The organism is Candidatus Saccharibacteria bacterium oral taxon 488 (genome assembly GCA_005697215.1).
Taxonomy (GTDB): domain Bacteria; phylum Patescibacteriota; class Saccharimonadia; order Saccharimonadales; family Saccharimonadaceae; genus Nanosynbacter.
On the sequence record CP040003.1, the window covers coordinates 554,159 to 574,607 of the forward strand.

At 52.9% G+C, this 20,449-nt stretch carries 19 protein-coding genes; 1 reads left to right on the plus strand and 18 read right to left on the minus strand.

Features of this window, described 5'->3' with window-relative positions; all coding sequences use genetic code 11:
• Positions 1-27: 27 nt before the first annotated feature.
• The 16 genes from FBF24_02935 to FBF24_03010 form a co-directional block, all read right to left on the minus strand.
• Complete coding sequence (locus FBF24_02935) at positions 28-1,911, minus strand: alanine--tRNA ligase (protein ID QCT40831.1); 1,884 nt, start codon at positions 1,909-1,911, stop codon at positions 28-30.
• A gap of 42 nt (positions 1,912-1,953) precedes the next feature.
• The gene (locus tag FBF24_02940; protein QCT40832.1) at positions 1,954-3,483 is read right to left on the minus strand and encodes a BspA family leucine-rich repeat surface protein; all 1,530 of its coding nucleotides are present in this window, start codon (positions 3,481-3,483) and stop codon (positions 1,954-1,956) included.
• Positions 3,484-3,611: 128 nt separating this feature from the next.
• A complete protein-coding gene (gene rpsP, locus FBF24_02945) occupies positions 3,612-3,974 on the minus strand; it encodes a 30S ribosomal protein S16 (protein ID QCT40833.1) in 363 nt (120 codons plus the stop codon).
• Between the two features lie 78 nt (positions 3,975-4,052).
• Positions 4,053-5,222, minus strand: coding sequence for a tRNA 2-thiouridine(34) synthase MnmA (gene mnmA / locus FBF24_02950; protein ID QCT40834.1), 1,170 nt, complete (start codon positions 5,220-5,222; stop codon positions 4,053-4,055).
• Positions 5,222-5,818: a YdcF family protein gene (locus FBF24_02955; protein QCT40835.1), complete on the minus strand. Its 597-nt coding sequence runs from the start codon at positions 5,816-5,818 to the stop codon at positions 5,222-5,224. The genes mnmA and FBF24_02955 overlap by 1 nt, the downstream gene beginning before the upstream one ends.
• Positions 5,815-6,957, minus strand: coding sequence for a cysteine desulfurase (locus FBF24_02960; GenBank protein ID QCT41172.1), 1,143 nt, complete (start codon positions 6,955-6,957; stop codon positions 5,815-5,817). The genes FBF24_02955 and FBF24_02960 overlap by 4 nt, the downstream gene beginning before the upstream one ends.
• A gap of 45 nt (positions 6,958-7,002) precedes the next feature.
• A complete protein-coding gene (locus FBF24_02965; protein QCT40836.1) occupies positions 7,003-7,506 on the minus strand; it encodes a hypothetical protein in 504 nt (167 codons plus the stop codon).
• Between the two features lie 13 nt (positions 7,507-7,519).
• Positions 7,520-7,882: a hypothetical protein gene (locus FBF24_02970; protein QCT40837.1), complete on the minus strand. Its 363-nt coding sequence runs from the start codon at positions 7,880-7,882 to the stop codon at positions 7,520-7,522.
• A gap of 13 nt (positions 7,883-7,895) precedes the next feature.
• Positions 7,896-8,690: a TatD family deoxyribonuclease gene (locus FBF24_02975; protein ID QCT40838.1), complete on the minus strand. Its 795-nt coding sequence runs from the start codon at positions 8,688-8,690 to the stop codon at positions 7,896-7,898.
• Between the two features lie 26 nt (positions 8,691-8,716).
• Complete coding sequence (locus tag FBF24_02980; protein QCT40839.1) at positions 8,717-10,228, minus strand: methionine--tRNA ligase; 1,512 nt, start codon at positions 10,226-10,228, stop codon at positions 8,717-8,719.
• A gap of 57 nt (positions 10,229-10,285) precedes the next feature.
• Positions 10,286-11,035, minus strand: a complete 750-nt coding sequence (locus FBF24_02985; protein ID QCT40840.1) for a polyphenol oxidase family protein — start codon at positions 11,033-11,035, stop codon at positions 10,286-10,288.
• The gene (gene rsmA / locus FBF24_02990) at positions 11,020-11,811 is read right to left on the minus strand and encodes a ribosomal RNA small subunit methyltransferase A (GenBank protein QCT40841.1); all 792 of its coding nucleotides are present in this window, start codon (positions 11,809-11,811) and stop codon (positions 11,020-11,022) included. The genes FBF24_02985 and rsmA overlap by 16 nt, the downstream gene beginning before the upstream one ends.
• Positions 11,812-12,873, minus strand: a complete 1,062-nt coding sequence (locus tag FBF24_02995) for a hypothetical protein (GenBank protein QCT40842.1) — start codon at positions 12,871-12,873, stop codon at positions 11,812-11,814.
• A 54-nt stretch (positions 12,874-12,927) separates the two neighbouring features.
• Complete coding sequence (locus tag FBF24_03000; protein ID QCT40843.1) at positions 12,928-14,151, minus strand: DUF348 domain-containing protein; 1,224 nt, start codon at positions 14,149-14,151, stop codon at positions 12,928-12,930.
• Positions 14,152-14,170: 19 nt separating this feature from the next.
• The gene (locus FBF24_03005; protein QCT41173.1) at positions 14,171-16,264 is read right to left on the minus strand and encodes an ATP-dependent DNA helicase PcrA; all 2,094 of its coding nucleotides are present in this window, start codon (positions 16,262-16,264) and stop codon (positions 14,171-14,173) included.
• Between the two features lie 5 nt (positions 16,265-16,269).
• Positions 16,270-17,229, minus strand: coding sequence for a hypothetical protein (locus FBF24_03010; GenBank protein QCT40844.1), 960 nt, complete (start codon positions 17,227-17,229; stop codon positions 16,270-16,272).
• On the opposite strand from FBF24_03010, the gene FBF24_03015 reads away from it, so the two are divergent.
• The gene (locus tag FBF24_03015) at positions 17,228-18,172 is read left to right on the plus strand and encodes a hypothetical protein (protein ID QCT40845.1); all 945 of its coding nucleotides are present in this window, start codon (positions 17,228-17,230) and stop codon (positions 18,170-18,172) included. The two genes, FBF24_03010 and FBF24_03015, sit on opposite strands and share 2 nt — an antisense overlap.
• A gap of 250 nt (positions 18,173-18,422) precedes the next feature.
• Here the strand turns inward: FBF24_03015 and FBF24_03020 are convergent, their stop codons facing one another.
• Positions 18,423-19,187, minus strand: coding sequence for a triose-phosphate isomerase (locus FBF24_03020; GenBank protein ID QCT40846.1), 765 nt, complete (start codon positions 19,185-19,187; stop codon positions 18,423-18,425).
• A gap of 16 nt (positions 19,188-19,203) precedes the next feature.
• Positions 19,204-20,439, minus strand: coding sequence for a phosphoglycerate kinase (locus tag FBF24_03025; GenBank protein QCT40847.1), 1,236 nt, complete (start codon positions 20,437-20,439; stop codon positions 19,204-19,206).
• Between the last annotated feature and the right edge of the window lie 10 nt (positions 20,440-20,449).

Below are 20,449 nucleotides of genomic sequence, written 5' to 3' on the forward strand. Positions count from 1 at the left end.
GTTTTTTACGAGGATAACTAACCGACCTCAGATAAGAACAGCCTTGATCCGGCGAATCCCAGCAGCGCTGGCCTCTTCTTTGGTAATTGTAAAGCGTTTGCCACCCTCGGCCAAGACGCCGGTGTGCTGGACGTGCGGGCCGCCGCAAACTTCGAAACTAACAATATTGTCGCCTTCACCGATGGAATAGACTTTTACTTTATCGCCGTAGCGCTCGCCAAAGGCGCCGATTGCACCCATTTTTAGCGCCTCGTCAGTCGGATAAACGGCAAAGCTGACTGGTAAATCAGCGTCAATCCACGCATTGACCTGATCTTCCACCGCCTGTTTTTCCTCTGGCGTCAATTTATCGTGATTAAAATCAAAACGCAGGCGCTGGGCAGTGATATTGCTGCCATGCTGCTGCAAATCCGGCGCCTTCAGAACTTTGCGCAGCGCCGCTCCCAACAAGTGCGTCGCCGTATGATATTTCAGATGAATCGGATCGTGACCCTCTAGGCCGCCGCTAAATTGTCCTTTGCGCGCCGTCTTGGAGCGTTGGCGCTGCTCGGCCATTCGCGCATCAAATTCGGCGCGCCAATTATCAGAAAGCTTGATGCCTTGTTTATACGCCTCCTCGGTACTCAGCTCTACCGGAAAACCAAACGTATCATACAGCATAAACAACTCTTCGCCAGTCAAGCCGTCGTCGATATAATGCTGCATTTGCCCGAGACCTTTGCGTAGTGTCTGGCGGAAAGCTTTTTCCTCTTTGACCAGCACAGCGACAATACTCTCGCGGTTTTCCTTAACTTCTGGGAAATCCGCTTCATATAAATCAGCGATTACTGGTACGACTTCCTCCAGGAAATTCTGCTCGATCCCCAGGTCAAAACTATAGCGAATCGCCCGGCGCAACAGGCGGCGCATCACGTAGCCCTGTTCCTTATTGCTCGGCACGCAGCCATCGACCGCCATAAAGGTAGCGGCCCTCAGATGATCAGCGATTACCCGCATACTTTCGGTATGTGACGCGTACTTTTTGCCGCTCAAATCCTGCAATTTCTCGACGATTGGCCACAGCAAGCTAATCTTGAAGACATCAGGGTCGTTATTAGCGGCCGCCGCAATTCGTTCCAGGCCCGAACCATGATCAATATTTGGCTTTTCTAGTGGCTTAAACACACCGTCCGCCACCTTTTTATAGGCCATAAAGACATTATTACCAATCTCCATAAAGCGACCGCAATCACAATTCGGATGACAATGCTCACCAAACTTCGGATCGTGCTCAATGAAGTCAAATTCATAAAACATCTCGCTATCCGGCCCACACGGATCACCAATCGGCGTGGTTTCCGGCCCACCGTTACGGCTCCACCAGTTTTTACTGCCATCATAAAAGAAAATCCGCTCGCCTAGGCGAATGCCACGCGCTGCACCTTGCTCCTCACTACCAATGTCGGCCAGTCCCGCCTCAATGCCTTTTTCGGCAAACTTCTGCTGCCATAACCCGGCCGCTTCAGTATCCTTGGCGATATTATATTCTGGCGCACCGATGAAACATGTCACGTATAGCCGCTGCGGATCGAGCCCAATCTCTTCGGTCAAAAACGTCCATATCCAGTCGATCTGCTCTTTCTTGAAATAATCGCCCAAACTCCAGTTACCGAGCATTTCAAAAAACGTCGTGTGGCGGTTATCACCGATATCATCAATGTCTTGGGCCCGCAAGCACGTCTGTGAATCAGCGATTCGCTTACCCTCAGGGTGTGGCTCACCCAGCAGGTACGGGATCATTGGCTGCATGCCCGCACCAGTGAAGAGCGTGGTCGGATCGTCGGTTAGAATCAGCGGCGCGCGCCTAATGACTGCATGAGCCTGTTTGCTGTAAAAGTCGAGATATTTGAGGCGAATTTCTTGAGCGTTCATAGGAGCAATTATAGCACAAGTCTCCTCAGATACTCTGGATCTTTATGAGCGTTTTTTCCGCATCAGCAGCACTGCACCGCTGATGATGGCCGCGACCCCAGCCCCGATGGCTACCAGCAAACTCGTACCGGTATCGGCTAGTTGACTGCCTGCTCGGCCTTGCGAAGCGCCCGGCTGCCCTGGTTGACTCGGCTGACCCGGTTGGTTAGGAGCACCTGGATTACCCGGCGCTGTTGGCACAGCGTTCCACTTAGCGTATAGCGTGAAGTTAGAATTTGGCATCGTATGGACGTTAAAGTTCCACTGCATCAGATAAGTTGGATCAGCGTACCACCCAGCAAAGGTATAGCCAGCCCGCGTCGGATCAGCCGGCCGCACCGCCTTGGCAGTGTAGGCGACCGTTTGAGATGGTACCGGTGAGCCTGAGCCGGTATCAAACGTCAGCGTGTAGGTCGGGCACTGCTTGGCATCGCCATTGATCGTCCAGCCGTGACCACCGTCGGCCACTGTCTTTTGCAGTGCTGCATGCGCCGCCTCCGCCGTACAATATTTCAGGCCAGCCGCACCCAGCGTCACTGGTGACTTGAGTACTGCATTATTCCAGGCAGTCAGTGTTGCGTCGTAATTTTGCACCGATAGCGCCGTATTATCAAGCATATTCGCCCCACCAGCATACGGATTACCCGTAACGTCCTGCAGCGAGGTCAGTTGCCAGCCAGCCAGCGACTGGTTGAATGCCCGCGCATTAGCCAACATCCGCACCATAGCATGTGCTTTCGTCATATTCCACAGCCCGATCGGCTGGTTGAACGAATTTGCCCACTCGAACATACTATCAGCGTATTCAAGTTTTGCAGTATTCCAGCTGGCAATTGACGAACTGCCGCCGTTATTGAACGCCCCTGCATACGCAAACATATGGCCAGCGCTCGTCACTTTTCCCATGTTCCACGAACCGATATTTTGGTTAAACTGTCCGGCGCCATGGAACATATTAGCAGTTGTCGTCACATTTGATGTATTCCATTGCCAGTTGGCACCCTCACCCTTGAGCGAGTGAGCTGTGTCGAACATACCTTGCAGGCTCGTTACGTTCGTGAGATTTGGCACGTCAGTCGCCTTGACATCCATATTCTCAGCGCCCCGAAACGCCGAGTCCATGCTGCGCCACGCACCCGTTCCCCACTGGTCAACTGACATGATTTTCAAACGATCACCGGCATTATTCACATAAATCTGCGGGAATGTACCGCCGATACGAATTGTGTGACGACCCTCGTCGCTGTATGTGCAGGTGTGACTACTGGTCACGCCCACAGCGTCAGGAATACCGTCATTGTTACAGTCAACCGTATAATTATATCCCCCGCCTGTCACCGGTATAGTAAATTGATCGGTGTTTGATACGCCCGGTTTCGTGGTGTCGATCGTCATAACAAAATCCGTGTTGTTAATCGCATCAGCTTTCGCTGGCTGCGTCATCGCAAGTAGCGTCAGGCCACCAACACCAAGCATCATAACCCCTGCTGTTAGCGTCGGCAGCAGGCGCCTGCGTTGTTGTAAATATTTCATAAACCCCCTATTATGTTCATGTTACTTCGTTGTACTATTACCTCAAATAATACGCGACTAAGCCCTCCATTGTCAAGAAAATCCCGCCCTCATCGCGGGCGGGAAATGTCTCAGTTTATCACGTCGTATTATTCAGCGCCTGACTCATCAGTATCTGACTGAACCGGCTCTTCTTTTGGCTGGTTTTTACGAAGCTTCTCTGGATTGCGGATGGCTTTGTGCCTATCAGCAGCTGGCTCTTTAACCCACTTTGGCAAGGCGACGCCAGCTTCTTTCAATAACTTAACAACACGCGGTGTTGGCTGGGCACCATTGTCCAAATATTTCTGTGCTAATTCAGCCTGAATATTTGCTGCTTTAGTGTGTGGATTGTAGCTGCCGACATACGCGACCACGCGACCGCTTGATGGATGGCGCTGCGCCTCTTGTACTGCCAGGCGGTACACCGGATAACCCTTGCGACCCAACCGTTGCAAACGAATTGCTAGCATGTGTGATTTCTTCCTTTTCTTACAACTCTTTGATTAATGTATTACTCCTAGAGAGTGTACACTATTTCGCTATGTACGTCAATCTGTTTGAATTATCCCGCCGCCCAGACATTCCTCGCCGTCATATATCACAGCCGACTGTCCCGGTGCAACAGCACGCTGCGGTTCAGACAGCCTCACTGTCACCTTCTCGCCAGCATCGTCGTTCACACGCGTAATCTCCGCATTAATAAGCGGCGCCCGATGTCGCACCCGAACTTGACAGGCATCACCTTTTGGCGGCTGATTGATCCAGTGAACGTCAGCCAGTGTCAACTCTTTGCGCCACAATTTTGCATTATCAATTGAGCGGGACACGTAAACTTCATTCTTGGCCATATCTTTGCCGACGACATAATACGGCAAGCCGCCACCAACATTCAGGCCATGACGCTGACCCAAAGTGTAAAATATCGCCCCGTCATGCCGCCCAACAACCACACCCGTTGGCTGATCAATGATATCGCCCGGGCTAGTCTCGATATATTCTGACAAAAACTCACGAATCCCCACTTGCCCAACGAAGCAAATCCCCATCGATTCCTTTTTGCCGGCAGTCCACAAACCCCGTTCTTTAGCCATCTTACGCACCTCAGGCTTGGTAAAATCGCCGAGCGGAAACATAGTTTTTGCCAGTGCCTCGGACGTCACGCGGTACAGGAAATAAGTTTGGTCTTTGTTGTCATCGTGAGCACGGAGTAACCGACCCTCGCTCAAGCAAGAATCCGCTCTGCGGGTGGCGCGAGGCGGGGTAGCGCCCGAAAATATTTTCAGCTCATCTGAAAAATTTTCAGGGGCGGACCGAGCGACAGGACCCGCGGGAAGAAAAGTGCGCGCATAATGCCCTGTCGCAATATACTCCGCGCCCGCCGCCAACGCCGCCTCTAAAAATAACTTAAACTTCACCTCTTGATTACACATCACATCAGGATTTGGCGTCCGACCCGCCTGGTATTCGCGGATCATATAGTCAACGACATTTTGCTTATACTCTTTCTGAAAATCGAACACCTGAAAATCAATTCCCAGCCCCACCGCCACACGCTTGGCGTCAGCCACGTCTTCTGCCCACGGACAGTGCATACCCGGTAGATCTTCCGACCAATTTTTCATATACACGCCGGTCACCTCGTGGCCTTGCTCGACTAGTAGCGCTGCCGCCACCGATGAATCAACGCCGCCCGACATACCGACAAATACCCGAGCCATCAGCGCGACACTCCCAGCGCAAACAAACCGATCCGCAGCAATTCGCCGACCGCCAGCCACCAACCCCACGGTGTCAGCCACCACCATGTACTCCAATGCCTGTCGCGCGTCGTCGGGCGTGCCCGCAGCTCAACATTCGGCAGTTGCGCTGAAAACTCAGCCAGCGCCCGCCGCATGTGATAGCCACTGGTGACCAGAATGACGCGCTTGATGCCGCGCTGCGCTATGATGCTCGCCACTTCCTGGGCATTCTGCTTGGTGGTTTCTGAACGTTCATCCATCACCAAGTTCGCCACCGGGACACCCGCTGCTTCGGCCTGTTTTCTCATGGCAGCAGCATTAGACGGGCCGGTTTTATCAGCCGCAGCACCAGACAAAATGATCGTCGGTGCCCAGCCGGCTTGATATAATTTGACTGCCTCGGCCGTGCGCGCTTCGGTGTCACCGCCGCTGATAACGATGATCGCACCCGCCTTTTGACATTGCCCCGAGCCAGGTTGCGGACAATCTTTCAAGTCATCCGGCGATAGATAATGGCTCAAGCCGACGATGACCGCAATCGCAATGATTACCAAACCGATCAATCGATGGATCATCGCTTTCGCTCCTGTTCCGTACGCACTGCAGTAATAATCTCGTCCGCCGCCCGCATAACTTGCGCCTCATCGTTCAACCGCCCCAACGTCAGCCGCAGACTACCATCAATCGCCGCATCACTCAACCCGATCGCCGCCAAAACATGTGATCGCGTACCCGAATTAGCCGCACAAGCACTACCCGTCGCCACCAGCACGCCACGCGCTTCCAATAAAAACACTAATCGCTCAGCATCAACACCAGAGAATGAAATATTGAGGAAATTAACCAGCGATTTTTTCTGATCAGAAGAAATAATCATGTCGGGGAAAGCCGCTAATAGTTTTTTTACCAACATATCACGCAGGCCTCGCAGACGTTTTACTTCACCGCTGCGACGCTTGGCAGCTAACTCCAGCGCCGTCGCAAAGCCGACCACGCCAGCCACATTTTCCGTGCCGCTGCGCAGCCCCGCCTCCTGGCCGCCGCCAACGATATTTGGCCGTAGCTTGACGCCCGGCCGTATCCATAGCAAACCAACCTGTTTCGGCCCATAAACTTTTGCTGCCGATAGTGTCAACAAATCAACGCCCAGCCGTTTAACTTTCACATCCATCAGTGTCGCGGTCTGCGAGGCGTCGGTATGAAATATAAGCGGCGTTGATTCACCATTTTCTTGGCGTCTGAGTCGCTCGGCCCTAACAACTTCGGCAATTTCTTCAACGGGCTGAATATATCCGAGTTCATGATTCGCCAGCGCGATACTCATAAAACTAATATCTGGCGTCAGCAGTTTTTTAATGGCCTGCGGATCAATGCGTCCGTTTTTCATCGGCGGAATGAGCCGAACGTCCGAACGCGATTTTGCAGAATTGATAACCGAGCTATGTTCAATCGCCGAGACTAAACTCACGCCACCCGCCGCAGTAAACGCCAAATTGATTGACTCCGTGGCGCCAGCCGTCATCACTAATTCATCCGCACCTACGCCCAGCACTCGCGCGATGCGCGACTTGGCTTCGCGGTAGTCGCGCTTGATGGTGACCGCCGGTGCATACGGACTGGACGGATTGAAAAACTTCTCGGAAAAATACGGCCGCATTGCTTCAATCACCAACGGATCCATCGGCGTGGCAGCAGCGTGATCAAGATATATCATAGAGGATTCCACACATACTATTATACCAAGCAGCCCAGACGGCGACTACACCAACTGTCCAGTTTTCGGATCACGATTATATAGTTGGCGCGCCACTCGTTCATGATATTCATTGACTGCCAGCACAAAGTTTTGTAATTCCTGCCCTTCGAGGTAGTTATACTGATAATTAGGCTGAATTTTCAAGATGCCCTTCGGCTGCACCTCGTAGCGCGTCGTCAGTTCGTGGCGCTTGCCGTCCTTACTCATCACTTCTTCGTGCCAAATCCACGTCGTTTTATCGAGGTTAAAGAATGTCCGCCGTACAACGTGGTCAGGCTTGTCACCAAAAATCGTTGCACCAATTTCACTCTCCAGTTGAATCAGTTCGCGCTCAGTTAATTTCTTCAGTGGCCGATCTTTGCGGGTGAGTCGCAGTAGCGAACGCGTTGACCTCGGGACTTTTGGCGTCGAGGCGGCGTGAGCAGACTTCGCTGATTGAGACGAGCGCGAAAGGCGTGTGTTATCCGCCAAGATGAGACCAAGAGCTTTTTTGAGAATCGTTGGCATAAATCACCTCCTTTTAGGCTGCTCGTCTATAATTATTTCTATGATCCTTTGGCATGGTGTCGGATGCGCCGAGTGCTCCTGCTGCAGGTGTATTATGACCTATTCGATACGCCGCAATGCGCCTACCAACTGCTTCAACAGCCTGCAAACATTCCTCAACCCAACTCTCCAGTCTTCGTCGCTCCTCTAGCGATATCTTTACCGGCTCGGTACTACTGTCAACCACCTCGGCACTACCACGCACTGCCGCTTCGGACAGACGCGGCGCCACTCGCTGTGATCGCTCTGGGTGTGCTTGTGTCGCCAAATCCAGCGCTTCGGCCCGCGCCTTTTGAATCGACATCATTTCTGTGATTGGTCTTGGCTGCTGATTCATTATCTCTCCACGTTTACAAGCCAAAAAGTTTTACCGTGTTATCGGTCGCTACTTTTTCGAGGTCATGAAGCACTAGCTTGCGCTCCGCCGCCCAATACTTTGCCACCAACTCCACATATTCTGGCTTATTCAGCTTACCACGAAATGGCTTTGGTGTCAAGAATGGCGCGTCAGTTTCTAGCAATAATCGCTCCAACGGAATCGAGGCGAACAATTCCTGCTGCGCTTGGTCTTTGGTAAAAGTACTAATGCCATTCAAACCAACATACAACCCGCGGGCAAATCCCTTCTCTAAATTGAGGCGCGTGTCAGTAAAACTATGCAGCACACCGCGCAGGCCATGAAAATTATCAAAAATCGGCCAAAAATCATCCCACACCGACGGCTGGTCAGGCGCGCCATCACGCACATGAAAACTAACCGGCAAATCATAGTCCGCCGCCAGCTGCAGCTGCGCCTCCAGCGCCTGGATCTGCACATCTCGCTGGCTATGATTGTAATAATAATCAAGACCGATCTCGCCAATCGCCACAATCGGCGAATTATCCTCTCTACTTTTAAGCAGTTGCTCCACCTCATTCCAGCCACATTTGCTGTCATGCGGATGAACGCCAACTGCCGCCCAAGCAAAGTCGCGGTTTGCAGCAAACTCCACGGCTTGCTGGCTGCTGCGCTCGTCAGTGCCAACGCAAATCATGCCGATACCCGCTGCAATTGACTGCTGGTATAATTCCTCGCGATTGTCCGCGAAAAACTCGGTATCATGCAGATGACAGTGCGAATCAATCAAGCGTAAGTCTGCCGCCATACTATTCTCCGCCGTCAGACTCATTATTATTTGCCCTGGGCTTCTGCTTTTGGCGCGCGCGGATCGGGCGTATGTAGATATTTGCGCGGGAATAATGGAGTCAGCTCTGACGGCACGACGCCACTGGCAAACATGTCGTGAATTTTCTCGGCAGTTTGCGGCATGAATGGTCGTAGCATGTCAGACACTTGCAGCAATGTGCCGCAGGCATGCGCCAAAATCTCGCCCAAATGCGCTTCCGCCTCTGGGTCTTTATCGCGTTTTTTAGCAACTTGCCATGGTTGCACGCGCTCAATATACTGATTCAATGAACGGATAATCTGCCAAATTTCATCAATCGCTAGATTGAAATTCAAAGACTCCATATCGGCACGGTACGGCCCCATATCGTGCTTAGACTGCGGCGCATCGCCAATAACGCCGGCTTGATAACTCTGCACCATCTTTGCCACCCGCTGCACCAGATTACCCAGATCATTACCCAGCTCACCGTTATAAGCCGCTTCAAACTTCTCCCAAGTAAAGTCGCCATCGTCCTGAGTTGGCACGTGGCGCAGGAAATAATAGCGGAAAGCCTCAACACCATAGTGCGGGATGATATCAACCGGACCAACACCATTACCGAGACTCTTGCTCATTTTGGTGCCGCCAACGTTGATAAAGCCATGAACTAATAGCACCTTTGGCAGTGGCAAGTCCAGCGCCATTAACATCGCCGGCCAAATCCCGGCGTGAAAACGAAGGATATCCTTACCGATCACCTGTACATCCGCCGGCCAAAATGCCTGCCATTCATCAGCTCGATCAGGATAGCCGATGACCGTGATGTAATTACTCAGCGCATCCAGCCAAACGTACATCACCTGCGTGTCATCACCTGGCACCGGCACACCCCAACTAAGGTTCTTGCGCGGACGCGAAACCGACACATCTTTCAGTCCGTCCTTCATCAATTCCAAAAACTCTTTTTTACGAAATTCAGGCACAATTTTCATCTTGTTTGATTCAATTGCCTGGCGAATGTTGTCCGAAAAAGCACTGGTCTTAAAATAATAATTTTCTTCGCTCAGCCGCTGGTACGGCGCTTGATGATCAGGACAAATGCCATTATTTTCAGCCGCTTCTTTGTCAGTGACGAACGCCTCGCAACCTTGGCAATACCAGCCCTCATAAGTGCCTTTGTAGATATAGCCAGCCGCAGCCAGCTTCTGCCAAATATACTGCACCGCGCTAACGTGATGCGGATCAGTTGTGCGGATAAAATCCGTCGCTGAAATATTCAACTCGGCAATCATGTTCTGGAAATTGCCATGCATTTGGTCGACATAGGCTTGCGGTGTCTGATTTTGGCTGGCAGCCTTGGCAGCAATTTTATTGCCGTGTTCATCCACGCCCGTCTGGAAACGCACCTCGCGGCCGTTTTGCCGCTGATACCGCGTCCACACATCCGCCAGCATGTAGTCCATGGCGTGCCCAATGTGCGGCAAACCGTTGACATAAGGAATAGCAGTAGTGATGTAGGCGTGTTGTTTAGTCATGATACTCATTGTATCATTATCTGGAACAATTTTCACCGATATGCGTTCGCCGAAGGCTCACCCACGCATCATTGTTACCACTGCAGTCCGGCCCGTTGTATCACCCTGAGCATGCGAAAAATAATGCGGATCGGTCATAGTGTTAATTGGTGAGATATGAATATTGCTCGGCGATATGCCTGCTCTTTGGCAAATAGAAGCGTTGTACCCCTGCATATCTAAATAGTAGCCGTCGTGGTGTTTTTCATAAAATGGCTGCCACACCGGATCAGTTGCCTGATCAAAGTATTTCATTACATAGGTTGATTGTTGTGCACTCGGACTCATCCACACGATAATATCTTCGGGTTTTGATCCTTCGTGGATAAATTTTTCGACCATCCGCTGCATCAAATTTGCCACCGTCGAATGCCGCCCCAAATGAAGTAACGCCAATAGTCCCTTGATCACATCATACATCACTACAGCGACACAGTCAGCTTCGGTCAGCATTAGCGCCACGCCCGGTGTGCGCGTGACTAGTGCATCCGCTACTACATCCGGGGTATGCCGCGCTGTAGCTGCCGCATCTACTTCAACGATACAATCATAGCGCCGACCCGCCAGGTAAAGCACGCCCATGAACACCACATCTTCATATGGCACGGCTAGTTGCTGGCAAAACTTTCGCCGATTAGCAACTACTTGTGGGGCGTGCCTGCTAGCCGAACGATCGAGCATGGTCCCATCCGATCGTGACGACATTGCCACAAGCAGACTATCGTCAAAACATGTTGGCTGATCTGCCGCAATCATCGCGCCCGCCATTCTTTGAGCAGCCGCTGCCAATCGTCAATCGCCAAATCTTCAGCACGAGCATCGGGTGAAATACCAGCATCGTTTAGTAGTAGCTGTTCGGCGTTAGCTTTACTAATACCCAGCCCGCCGCTCAAGCTAGAGCGCAGTTTTTTACGCTTGGCTGAAAAGCCAGCTTTGACAACACGGAAAAAGTCTTTTTGGTCTTCAGAATCGACCAGTGGTTCGGTGCGAGTCCTCAATACCACCACCTGCGAATCAACTTTTGGCGGCGGTGTGAAGAACTGCCGCGGCACTTCGATGTCTAGTTCTGCCTCGGCAAATAGCTGCGCGCTAACCGCTAAAACGCTCATTTCGCCAGGCTCCGCTGCGATGCGCTCAGCCACTTCTTTCTGCACCAACAGCACCGCCAAGCTCGGTTTATTTTCCGCCGTCATCAACTTCTCGACAATTTTGCTGGTAATGTAGTACGGTACATTGGCGACTACCTTGTAACCAGCCGGCAACTGATTCAAATCAAATTGTAAAATATCTTCATTAATCACTTGCAGGTTTTTGCCAGGAAATTGCCCTGGTAATTTCCGCGCCAAATCCGCGTCAAACTCCACCGCCACCACCCGCCCGGCTCGCGCCAATAACCGACTGGTCAAGGTACCAAGTCCTGGCCCAATTTCCAAAACTACATCATCTTCACCAAGTTCCGCCGCCTCGGCAATCTCTGCCAAGATTTCTGGGTCACGCAGCCAATGCTGGCCTAATTCTTTTTTCGGCCCGCGAGTTGACACCATCTAGCGACCGTCTCCGTTTGTCCAGTCAGTCGCTAGGTCAAACCCATGCGGATGCCGAGCCGCAAAACCGCCGGTATCATACACCTTGCCAGGCCCCATGCTGGTTTCTACTACTGAGCAGCGCGGATAATTACCATAATTTGCCGCCACCAAAATATAGCCGTCCTTATCCACCTTGGCGCCGTCCGCCCGCACCGTGTAGCCACCGCCGCCGCAGGCATTGATGACGATATTCATTGGTAGGTCATAGTAAGTTTCGCGGTGCGCCACGCCGCGTGAATCAGTAAAGATATGCGCACCCTTCGACTTCGTCAGTGGATTTTTTGGCTTGGTGCCGATCACTTCGATTTGCTTTTTAGGTTGTTTGCTGATACGGCTACTTATTTCCTTACGGCTAATCTCAACACCGCGCTCGGCCTGGGCCTGGTAAGTCACGGTACGAATACCCTTTTCGCCCAGCTGCTTAATCTCCTTAAAACCAATCGGTTGATTCGCATCCTTAAGCTGCTCCACAGGAAAGTCAATGTCAACCTCCTCGGTCACGGTTCGCAGCGGTGCACGAGTAATGTTCATCAGCACGTTTGTCCCATCCAGCAACATATTATCGCTCGTCATAAATTCAACCCTATCCTCGACATATAGCGTGATACCCGCCGCTTTGGCAATTCGCTGCGGCGTCTGCTCCGCTGTGGTAATATGTGAACGCCGCGAACCATCAATGACCGTTACCGGCCGAGCCCGAAAAATTGTCACCGTAAATGTTGTTCCTGTCAGCTCCATATCAATGTCTGGCTTAACAACGTCACGCCGCTCATCAACTGTTACCCGCGCCAACTGTAACGCCTGGCGTACGGTGCGTGCTCGGGTCATGATCGTCTGCTCGCGGCCACGGTCGCGAATCGTCACCAGCCGCTCCGCTGACGACTGGGCATGATTATCTTGTGCTTGGACAGGCTGAGATAGCAGTAAGCCAACCGCACCAGCCACGAAAGTCATGAAGCAGCCCAGCAAAACAACCGGCCGCCAGCCTTTCTCTATGTGCCATTTCCACCAGTTCATCATTCTGCTCTAATACCTAATTAACGGACGTATTATACCATATTTATCTAATAATTACTAGTACCACCCTCTGGCCTTGCTATGCGCTACCGCTTTCTCCCATGAACCATATCGCCCCATCACGTAACCATGCATCCAATTTAGCGAATCGACTGGGTTGAGCGGATTTCCTGGTACTTTACTACATGGCAACGCTTGTGCGAGACCGCAGGCACCGCTCTGGTTGCGAGCATTTGGATTCCAGCCACTTTCTTTCTGCACCAGCCACTCGGCATAACCCCATTGGTCACGCGGGATATTTGACGCAGATAGCCACTGATCTTTATTGCCACCACCAGTATATGGCATAGCGGCATTCTTTGTGCCGATAATTTCAATTTGTTTTTTAGGCTGTTTTGTTACTTGGCTAGCAAGCTCCCGACGGCTCACTTCCTTGCCATTTTGCACCTCAATCTCATAAGTCACCATCCGCCGGCCCTTTTCGCCCGCCTCTTTCACCTCCTTGTGGCCCGTCTCGCGATTGGCATCCCGTACTGTCTCAACCGGAAAAGCGACATCTTCATCAGTTGTAATCGTCTGCTTACCGTTGCGCCAAACATCCAGCCGCATACCACTGGTAATTGGCGCCTCGAGCGGCATTGATACGGTATCGTTACTGGCCAGCTGGACACGCTTTTCCTTGAGTAGCGCGCCGACGGTTTTCGCGTGGGTGCGTACTTCAGCCAGTGACCCGTAGAGATTGAGCTGTAGCGGCGTGGCCCGCTTGATAGTCAAGACTGCATTCGTGCCGTTGGCAACCACGTTTTCGGCAGCATGAATATCGACAATATCCTCGCTATAGAGTTTGATCCCCGCCGCTTTGGCGATCGCCGTCGGGGTTTGCTCCGCCGTGGTTAGCCGAATACGCGCCTGACCATCGACTACCGTTACCGGCCGCGCCCGAAAAATATTAACGTTATATGAACTAGCGACCAGCTCTTCATCAAGTGCTGGCTCCACTACATCTCGCCGCTCGTCAACCTCAATCCGCGCCGCCTTCAGTGCCTCGCGCACCGTTTTTGCCCGAGTGATAATTGTTTTCTCGACTCCCTTATCATAGACACTCATCAGACGCTGGCCGTCGCTCCGTGATGGACGCTCGGTACCCTGCGCCAGTGCAGCATCCGCCAGCTGGATCAATGTCACTCCAAGCACAAGCAAACCGATCAAGAGAAAAATCTTCTTTGAGTGGTAGCGAATTGATAAACTCTTTTCCATAATCTCGCTCGTGGGCAACGCCACAAAACTGTTATGTATTATATCAAATTTTCTCTAATCTGGCGAATTCTACATTAAGCTTCTTCGTATTACCGTCATCAAATTGCACCGTCACCGCCATCCCGTCAACATCCACCACCTCACCCGCACCAAATTGTGGGCTTCGCACCCGATCACCGACCTCTAGACCTATGTCATCAGTATAAAACGCATCGTCGGATGGCGGCGCGGCAGGTGCATCCAGACCACCGCTCATCAGCCCCATCTCATCGAGAAATCGCGACGGCAGATTATAGCCGATCTGACCAAACTGCGTCCGTGAACTAGCACAGGTCACAAACAGCACCTCTCGGGCCCGCGTAATCCCCACGTAACAGAGGCGGCGCTCCTCCTCAATGTCGTCCGCCTTGCCGCTATCAAATACCCGTGCATGCGGCAGGATCCCCTCCTCCAAGCCAGTCATAAACACCACCGGAAACTCCAAGCCCTTCGTAGCGTGCAGCGTCATCAAGGTTACTTCCTGGTCCGCTTGGTCATCGCTTGACGACATCAACGCCATATCTTCGAGGAATGTCGACACGTCGGCATAGGCGCGCGCCTCGGCCACCAAAACACCGAGGTTTCCCAGCCGCTCTTCAGCCTGCACACTGCCATCATTCACTGCTTCACCATAGCCAGTCTGCTCAATAATTTGTTCAATCACCTCAGCCGGTGCGCTGTTAAGCAATTGTTGTAATTTCTGCAGCAATTGACCGAATGCCTGTAGCGACCGCTTGGCACGAGTCGTCAACTCTGTAGCCTCATCAACCGCCACTAGCCCCTCAATAATATTCCGACCCGACTGATCGGTCCAGTCGAGAAATTTCGCCACGCTCACTGCGCCGATACCGCGCTTTGGCAGGTTAACGATCCGCGCGAAGCTAACGCGGTCACTGGGTTGATATAATAACCGAAGATACGCCAGTACGTCCTTGACGACTGCTCGATCCAGAAACCGCAGATCGCCCACAATCTTATACGGGATGTGCCGTTGACGCAGCGCGCGCTCTATGGCGTAGCTCTGGGCATTGGTGCGATACAACACCGCCATGTCGCTATAGGCTCGGCCCATCTTGGCCTGGCGATAAATTTCGTCAGCCACTGCTTGCGCCTCCTCAGCCTCGCTGTACAGTTGCCATAATTGCGGTGTCATCCCGCCAACCGCTTCTGTCCAGAGGTTCTTGTCGGTGCGCTGGGTGTTATGTTGGATTAAGTTATTTGCCACCGTTAAAATCGCGCCCGTCGAGCGATAGTTTTGCTCTAGTTTAATCACTGCCGCACCCGGAAAGTCACGCTCAAAATGAAGAATATTGGTATAATCTGCGCCGCGAAAACTATAAATTGATTGCGCATCATCACCGACCACACAGAGGTTGCGCTCTGGACCGACTAGCAGCTTGATCAGTGCGTACTGCACCGCATTGGTATCCTGGTACTCGTCAATGAGAATGTGGCGAAATTGCTGCTGCCATTTGTGGCGAATGTCGGGCGACTGGTGCAGCAGCTCCACCGCCCTGAGTAGTAAATCATCAAAATCGAGCGCCCCGGCCCGGTGCATAGCGGCCTCGTATACGGCAAATAATTCGGCTATTTGCTGTTTAACGGGGCCGACCGCCTGCATCGTATACTCATCGGGTGAGAGCATATCATTTTTTGCCGCAGAAATAGCCGCAGCAATGCGGCGCGGCTTGATGTCGCGATCAGTCAGCCCGCGCGATTTCATCAACTGCTTGATCAGACCCAGCCGATCATCTTCATCATAAATAATAAAATTACGACCGAGGCCAATCGACGCTCCGTCCATCCGTAGTAGTCGCACACACATACTATGAAATGTCCCCATCCATGGCATAAACCGTCGATCCGAGGCGTCTTCACCCAGCATATCAGCCAAGCGCTGGCGCATCTCTCGAGCAGCCTTGTTGGTGAAGGTTACCGCCAAGATGCGGCTGGGAAAAATCCCTTGCTGGCTGATCAGATAGGCAATGCGATGCGTTAAGGTTTTTGTCTTACCACTCCCCGCTCCCGCCAAAATAAGCAGCGGCCCGCCATCATGCTGGACGGCTCGCCGCTGTTCAGGATTGAGCTCAGATAGGATGTCCATTACTTATAGTATAGCAGGAAAAAGTACGCTGCCGCACCGCCACCAACGCCGATAAGGGCAAAGAGAATGATCAATAGAATCGTCCCGATGCCAGATTTTTTCTTATCAGGCTGGAGCGCTTCCCCGGTGGCTGGCTGGCTGGCTGCCGCATCAAACATCGGCTCTGGATCTGGTGCGATCTCGTCACCGGCGGTGTATTGCTGAGGAATATCGCCCGGAGTGTGCGGTCGACGTGGCGTCTTATCAACTGTCTCAGCATCACTTTCGTCCATCGGCTCAATCGCCATCAGCTCACTGTCTAGCTCCGATGTATCAGTGGCGGACTGCTTGGATGAAGCGCCTACCGATGTAGCATCTGCGTCGAGCTGCTCACTGACCTCGCTGGCTTTAATTTCATCAATGGTTGCTTCAAGACTCGTACGATCAGCAGCAATGTCAGTATCAGCCGCCTCATCACGATGTTCTACTACCTCGTCTCCAGCCGCCGCATCCGTCACCAGATGATCATCATCGGCCGTCAACTCATCCATGGTCAGCCCTTCACTATCGGCTGCCTTAGCCGGAGCGTCCTCTGCCAGCAAGCCCTCCTCGATAAAGGCGCTGTCAGTGCTAGCCTCGGCTTCACTCGCCATTGATTCATAATCAGGCACGTCCTTGGTATTGAGCGACACATTGTCTGACGTTAGACCTTCGGCCACATGCGATGGATCGGGCTGCAGAACGAGACGTGGTGGTCGACGCTTGATCTCGCGATCAGCTACCGATGAGTGAGCGGTGCTATCATCTGCCATCATATCACTTGACGTGTCCTCAGTAGTTTCAGCCATGTTAACACCCTGCTGGCCGTCATTACCAGTCCGACCGGAGAGATACGAACCAGTCGGCTGAAGCGTCACGCCGGTGCGCGACTGAGAAACGCTATGCCCGCGCATGACGGACGACGGATGTACAACGTCCATGAAACGGCCAGATGGTCGACGCGAAATAGCTGGTGAGGGAGCGACAGTTGACTCGTTACCGCGTTCTGTATCAGAGGAATCGTCAGTTGGTTTTGCTGCTGACGTATCGGCCACTTTATCCTGCGGCGCGTCTGAGGCGGGTTGGTCGTCTGCCTTTTTATCTGGTGTTTTGATATCTGGAAATACCACAGCCGGTTTAGTCTCTGAGGCAGCGTGTGGGAAGCCGTTAACCTCCGCCGACGACGAAGTCGTCTCGGTAGATGATTTTTGTGGCGAAGCCGGTGATTCAGCCCGTGACTTATCTTGTGGCTTATCATTATTAGGCTCCGAGGTTGTTGACTGGGTCGACGGTGCTGGTGTCGAGGCAGGCGATGGCGAGGCAGGCGACGAGGTTGTCTTGAACGACGGTATCGGCTCGAGCGTCAGCTTCGAGACAGACTTTGGCTCTGGCCTTGTAACAGAAATCGGGACAGCAGTCGGTACTGGTGTTGCTGCAGCCGCTGGCGGCGCACTTGGAGTGTCCGATAGGGCTGATGATTGTGTTGTCTTGGCCGGGGATGGCGGCTTGCTTGTATCGTCACTCGTTGGCTCGGATGCGGGTACGGTTGCTATGGCTGAAGCTGGAGATGGAGATGGAGATGGAGATGGAGCTGCAGGTGCAGACACGAGCGTCGACGGCGGTGCTGGCGTCGCTGTTGGTGTAGCAGTCGGCGACGGAGGCGTTAGCGGCTTGATGGTCAATGGCGGAATCGGCGTTGATGGCGTGGTGGCAGGCGACGGTGAGGTTGACGAAGCAGGGGCCACTGGTGTTACCGACGAAGACAGCGACGGCCGCATCGACGTCGGTTCCGGCTTCTCAATCGGTTGTGGGGCGGCAGCCACTGGTGCGCTCGGCGGCGTCGACAATGACACCGTAGGCTGCGGCGCAACTGGCTGGGGTTGAGGGCTTGGCGGCGTGACCGGAGGTGTCGCTACTGGCTTAGGCTGAGAAGCGGAGGCGCTAGGTTGACCAGGTTCAGGCGACGACACGTTCACCGCATCTTCAGTGGCGCTAGTCACAGATGTTGTCGATGTCGCCACGTCCGCATCAACATCAGCCGCCTGCTGAGCCGCTTCTTTCTCTGCCCGCTTTTGCATCAGTGACGTCACCGCCCGATCAAGTTCGTCAAAATCAATGTCTGACATAAGCCCCCCTATTCCTTATGCGCCTTTTTTACTATCTCCGTAAATTGATATGCGTCCAGACTCGCTCCGCCGATCAATAATCCATCAAGTCCCGCCACCGCAAGGTAATCACCGGCGCTGTCAACCGAAACACTGCCGCCATACACCACGCGCACCGTCTCGGCTGCTTCTTTACCAAATAAATGCGTAATTTGCTGGCGAATTACCCTAAGCGCCTTCATAAGATCGCTCGGCTGCGCATACTCACCGCTACCGATCGCCCAGACCGGTTCGTAGGCGATCACCACATGGTCTACCTCCTCGGCTGTTATATTGGCGAGACCGTTTACAATCTGATCCTGGAGCACCTCGCGCGTTTCGCCTAGCGTCCGCTCGTGCGCCGTTTCACCAATGCAGAGAATCGGCTGCAGCCGATTACGCAGTGCCGCCTGCACCTTGAAACGAATATCCTTGTCGCTCTCCATAAATATATGTCGCCGCTCGGAATGACCGATGATGACATAATCGACCATACCGTGTAGGTGTGACGCTGGCACCTCGCCGGTATACGGACCATGGTCGCGCCAGTAGCAATTCTGGGCGGCGAGCTTGACGATCCGACGCTTGATTTGCAAGCTCAAACTCTGCAGTGTCAACATCGTTGGCGCCACCACCACCTCGACGTCGCGGTGTACCGGCAGCTGCTCCATCAGCTTATGTAAATACAAACTGGCCTCATGCATGGTGAGGTTCATCTTCCAGTTGCCGATAATGAGTGTTTTTCGCGTCATAATGCTTATGTTTAGTGTATCATTTTAGTCCGTGCGCGTCTAGTAAACTTTCCACACCTGGTAATTTTTTACCGCTCATCAGCTCGAGACTAGCCCCGCCACCGGTAGAAATATGCGAAAATCGCTTGCCGTCATGCCCATCCCACCCAAGGACAAACTCCGCCGTATCGCCGCCGCCAATGATTGAGGTAACGCCACGATTTTGTACGATGGCTTCGGCTACCCGGGCCGACCCTCGGGCAAACAACGGATTAGTCGAGTATCCCAGCGGCCCATTCCAAATGACTGTTTTGGCCGAGGCAATCACTGAGGCGAATTGCGCCATTGTCTCAGTGCCAATATCTAGCGCCATCTCATCGTCACCGATCCCATCAACCGACACTTCATAGCGATCGCCCGATGTTTCTGGTGACAAAGCCACCGCTACATCACTAGGCAGCCGCAAAAACTGATCGACCCGCTCACCACCAACTTTCTCGGCAGCACGGCGGTAGATGGCCGCCAGCACTTGCTCTTGATCCAGCTCAACTGTACTGTGGCCCATCCTATGGCCGCGATAGGCGAGGAAGGTGTTGGCCATCGCCCCACCGATAAGGATCGTGTCGGCTTTATCAATCAGCCGCTCAATCAGCGCAATCTTATCAGCAATTTTCACACCGCCAATAATTGCCACTAGGGGGCGTGCTGGACGTGACATCGCTGCGGTTAGCGTGGTGTATTCATGCACCAATAGGTCACCAGCCAGCCCCGGAACATATAGCGTAATCGCATGGGTACTGGCGTGAGCTCGATGTACCACCGCAAAACCATCCTGCACAAAATAATCCGGCCGCACCGCCCGAGCAATTGCCCTGGCAAACACCATATCGTCACGCGACTCCTCGTCATAAAACCGCAGATTTTCTAGCATCAGCACGTCGCCAGCCGCCATATGTCGCACTGCTTGGCGCAGCTGATCACCGACACAGCTATCAATAAACTGCACCGGCCGCCCAAGCAGCTCAGCCAGTCGACGTGCCACTGGACGCAGGCTGTATGCCGGGTCGACCCCCTTTGGCCGCCCGAGGTGACTCATCAAAACAATCTTGCAGCGTTGCTCCAATAGATAGCATAGAGTCGGCAAACTGGCGCGAATTCGTAAGTCGCTGGCAATCCCACCAGTCGCAGTCAAGGGCACATTATAATCAACCCGCACCAGGACGGTTAGCCCGCGGAGATTAACGTCATGAATTGTCTGCTTGAAAAATCTGCCCACCCTTTTCTCG

Excerpts from the sequence above, each read along its gene's own strand:
- FBF24_02985 (QCT40840.1), bottom strand. The coding sequence starts at position 11,035 with ATGGCGGGCGCGATGATTGCGGCAGATCAGCCAACATGTTTTGACGAT.
- FBF24_03010 (QCT40844.1), bottom strand. The coding sequence starts at position 17,229 with ATGGACGTTGTACATCCGTCGTCCGTCATGCGCGGGCATAGCGTTTCT.
- FBF24_03015 (QCT40845.1), top strand. The coding sequence starts at position 17,228 with ATGAAACGGCCAGATGGTCGACGCGAAATAGCTGGTGAGGGAGCGACA.
- rsmA (QCT40841.1), bottom strand. The coding sequence starts at position 11,811 with ATGGTGTCAACTCGCGGGCCGAAAAAAGAATTAGGCCAGCATTGGCTG.
- FBF24_02970 (QCT40837.1), bottom strand. The coding sequence starts at position 7,882 with ATGAATCAGCAGCCAAGACCAATCACAGAAATGATGTCGATTCAAAAG.
- FBF24_02940 (QCT40832.1), bottom strand. The coding sequence starts at position 3,483 with ATGAAATATTTACAACAACGCAGGCGCCTGCTGCCGACGCTAACAGCA.
- FBF24_02960 (QCT41172.1), bottom strand. The coding sequence starts at position 6,957 with ATGATATATCTTGATCACGCTGCTGCCACGCCGATGGATCCGTTGGTG.
- FBF24_02980 (QCT40839.1), bottom strand. The coding sequence starts at position 10,228 with ATGACTAAACAACACGCCTACATCACTACTGCTATTCCTTATGTCAAC.
- FBF24_02935 (QCT40831.1), bottom strand. The coding sequence starts at position 1,911 with ATGAACGCTCAAGAAATTCGCCTCAAATATCTCGACTTTTACAGCAAA.
- FBF24_02975 (QCT40838.1), bottom strand. The coding sequence starts at position 8,690 with ATGGCGGCAGACTTACGCTTGATTGATTCGCACTGTCATCTGCATGAT.
- rpsP (QCT40833.1), bottom strand. The coding sequence starts at position 3,974 with ATGCTAGCAATTCGTTTGCAACGGTTGGGTCGCAAGGGTTATCCGGTG.
- FBF24_02995 (QCT40842.1), bottom strand. The coding sequence starts at position 12,873 with ATGATGAACTGGTGGAAATGGCACATAGAGAAAGGCTGGCGGCCGGTT.
- FBF24_02955 (QCT40835.1), bottom strand. The coding sequence starts at position 5,818 with ATGATCCATCGATTGATCGGTTTGGTAATCATTGCGATTGCGGTCATC.
- FBF24_02965 (QCT40836.1), bottom strand. The coding sequence starts at position 7,506 with ATGCCAACGATTCTCAAAAAAGCTCTTGGTCTCATCTTGGCGGATAAC.
- mnmA (QCT40834.1), bottom strand. The coding sequence starts at position 5,222 with ATGGCTCGGGTATTTGTCGGTATGTCGGGCGGCGTTGATTCATCGGTG.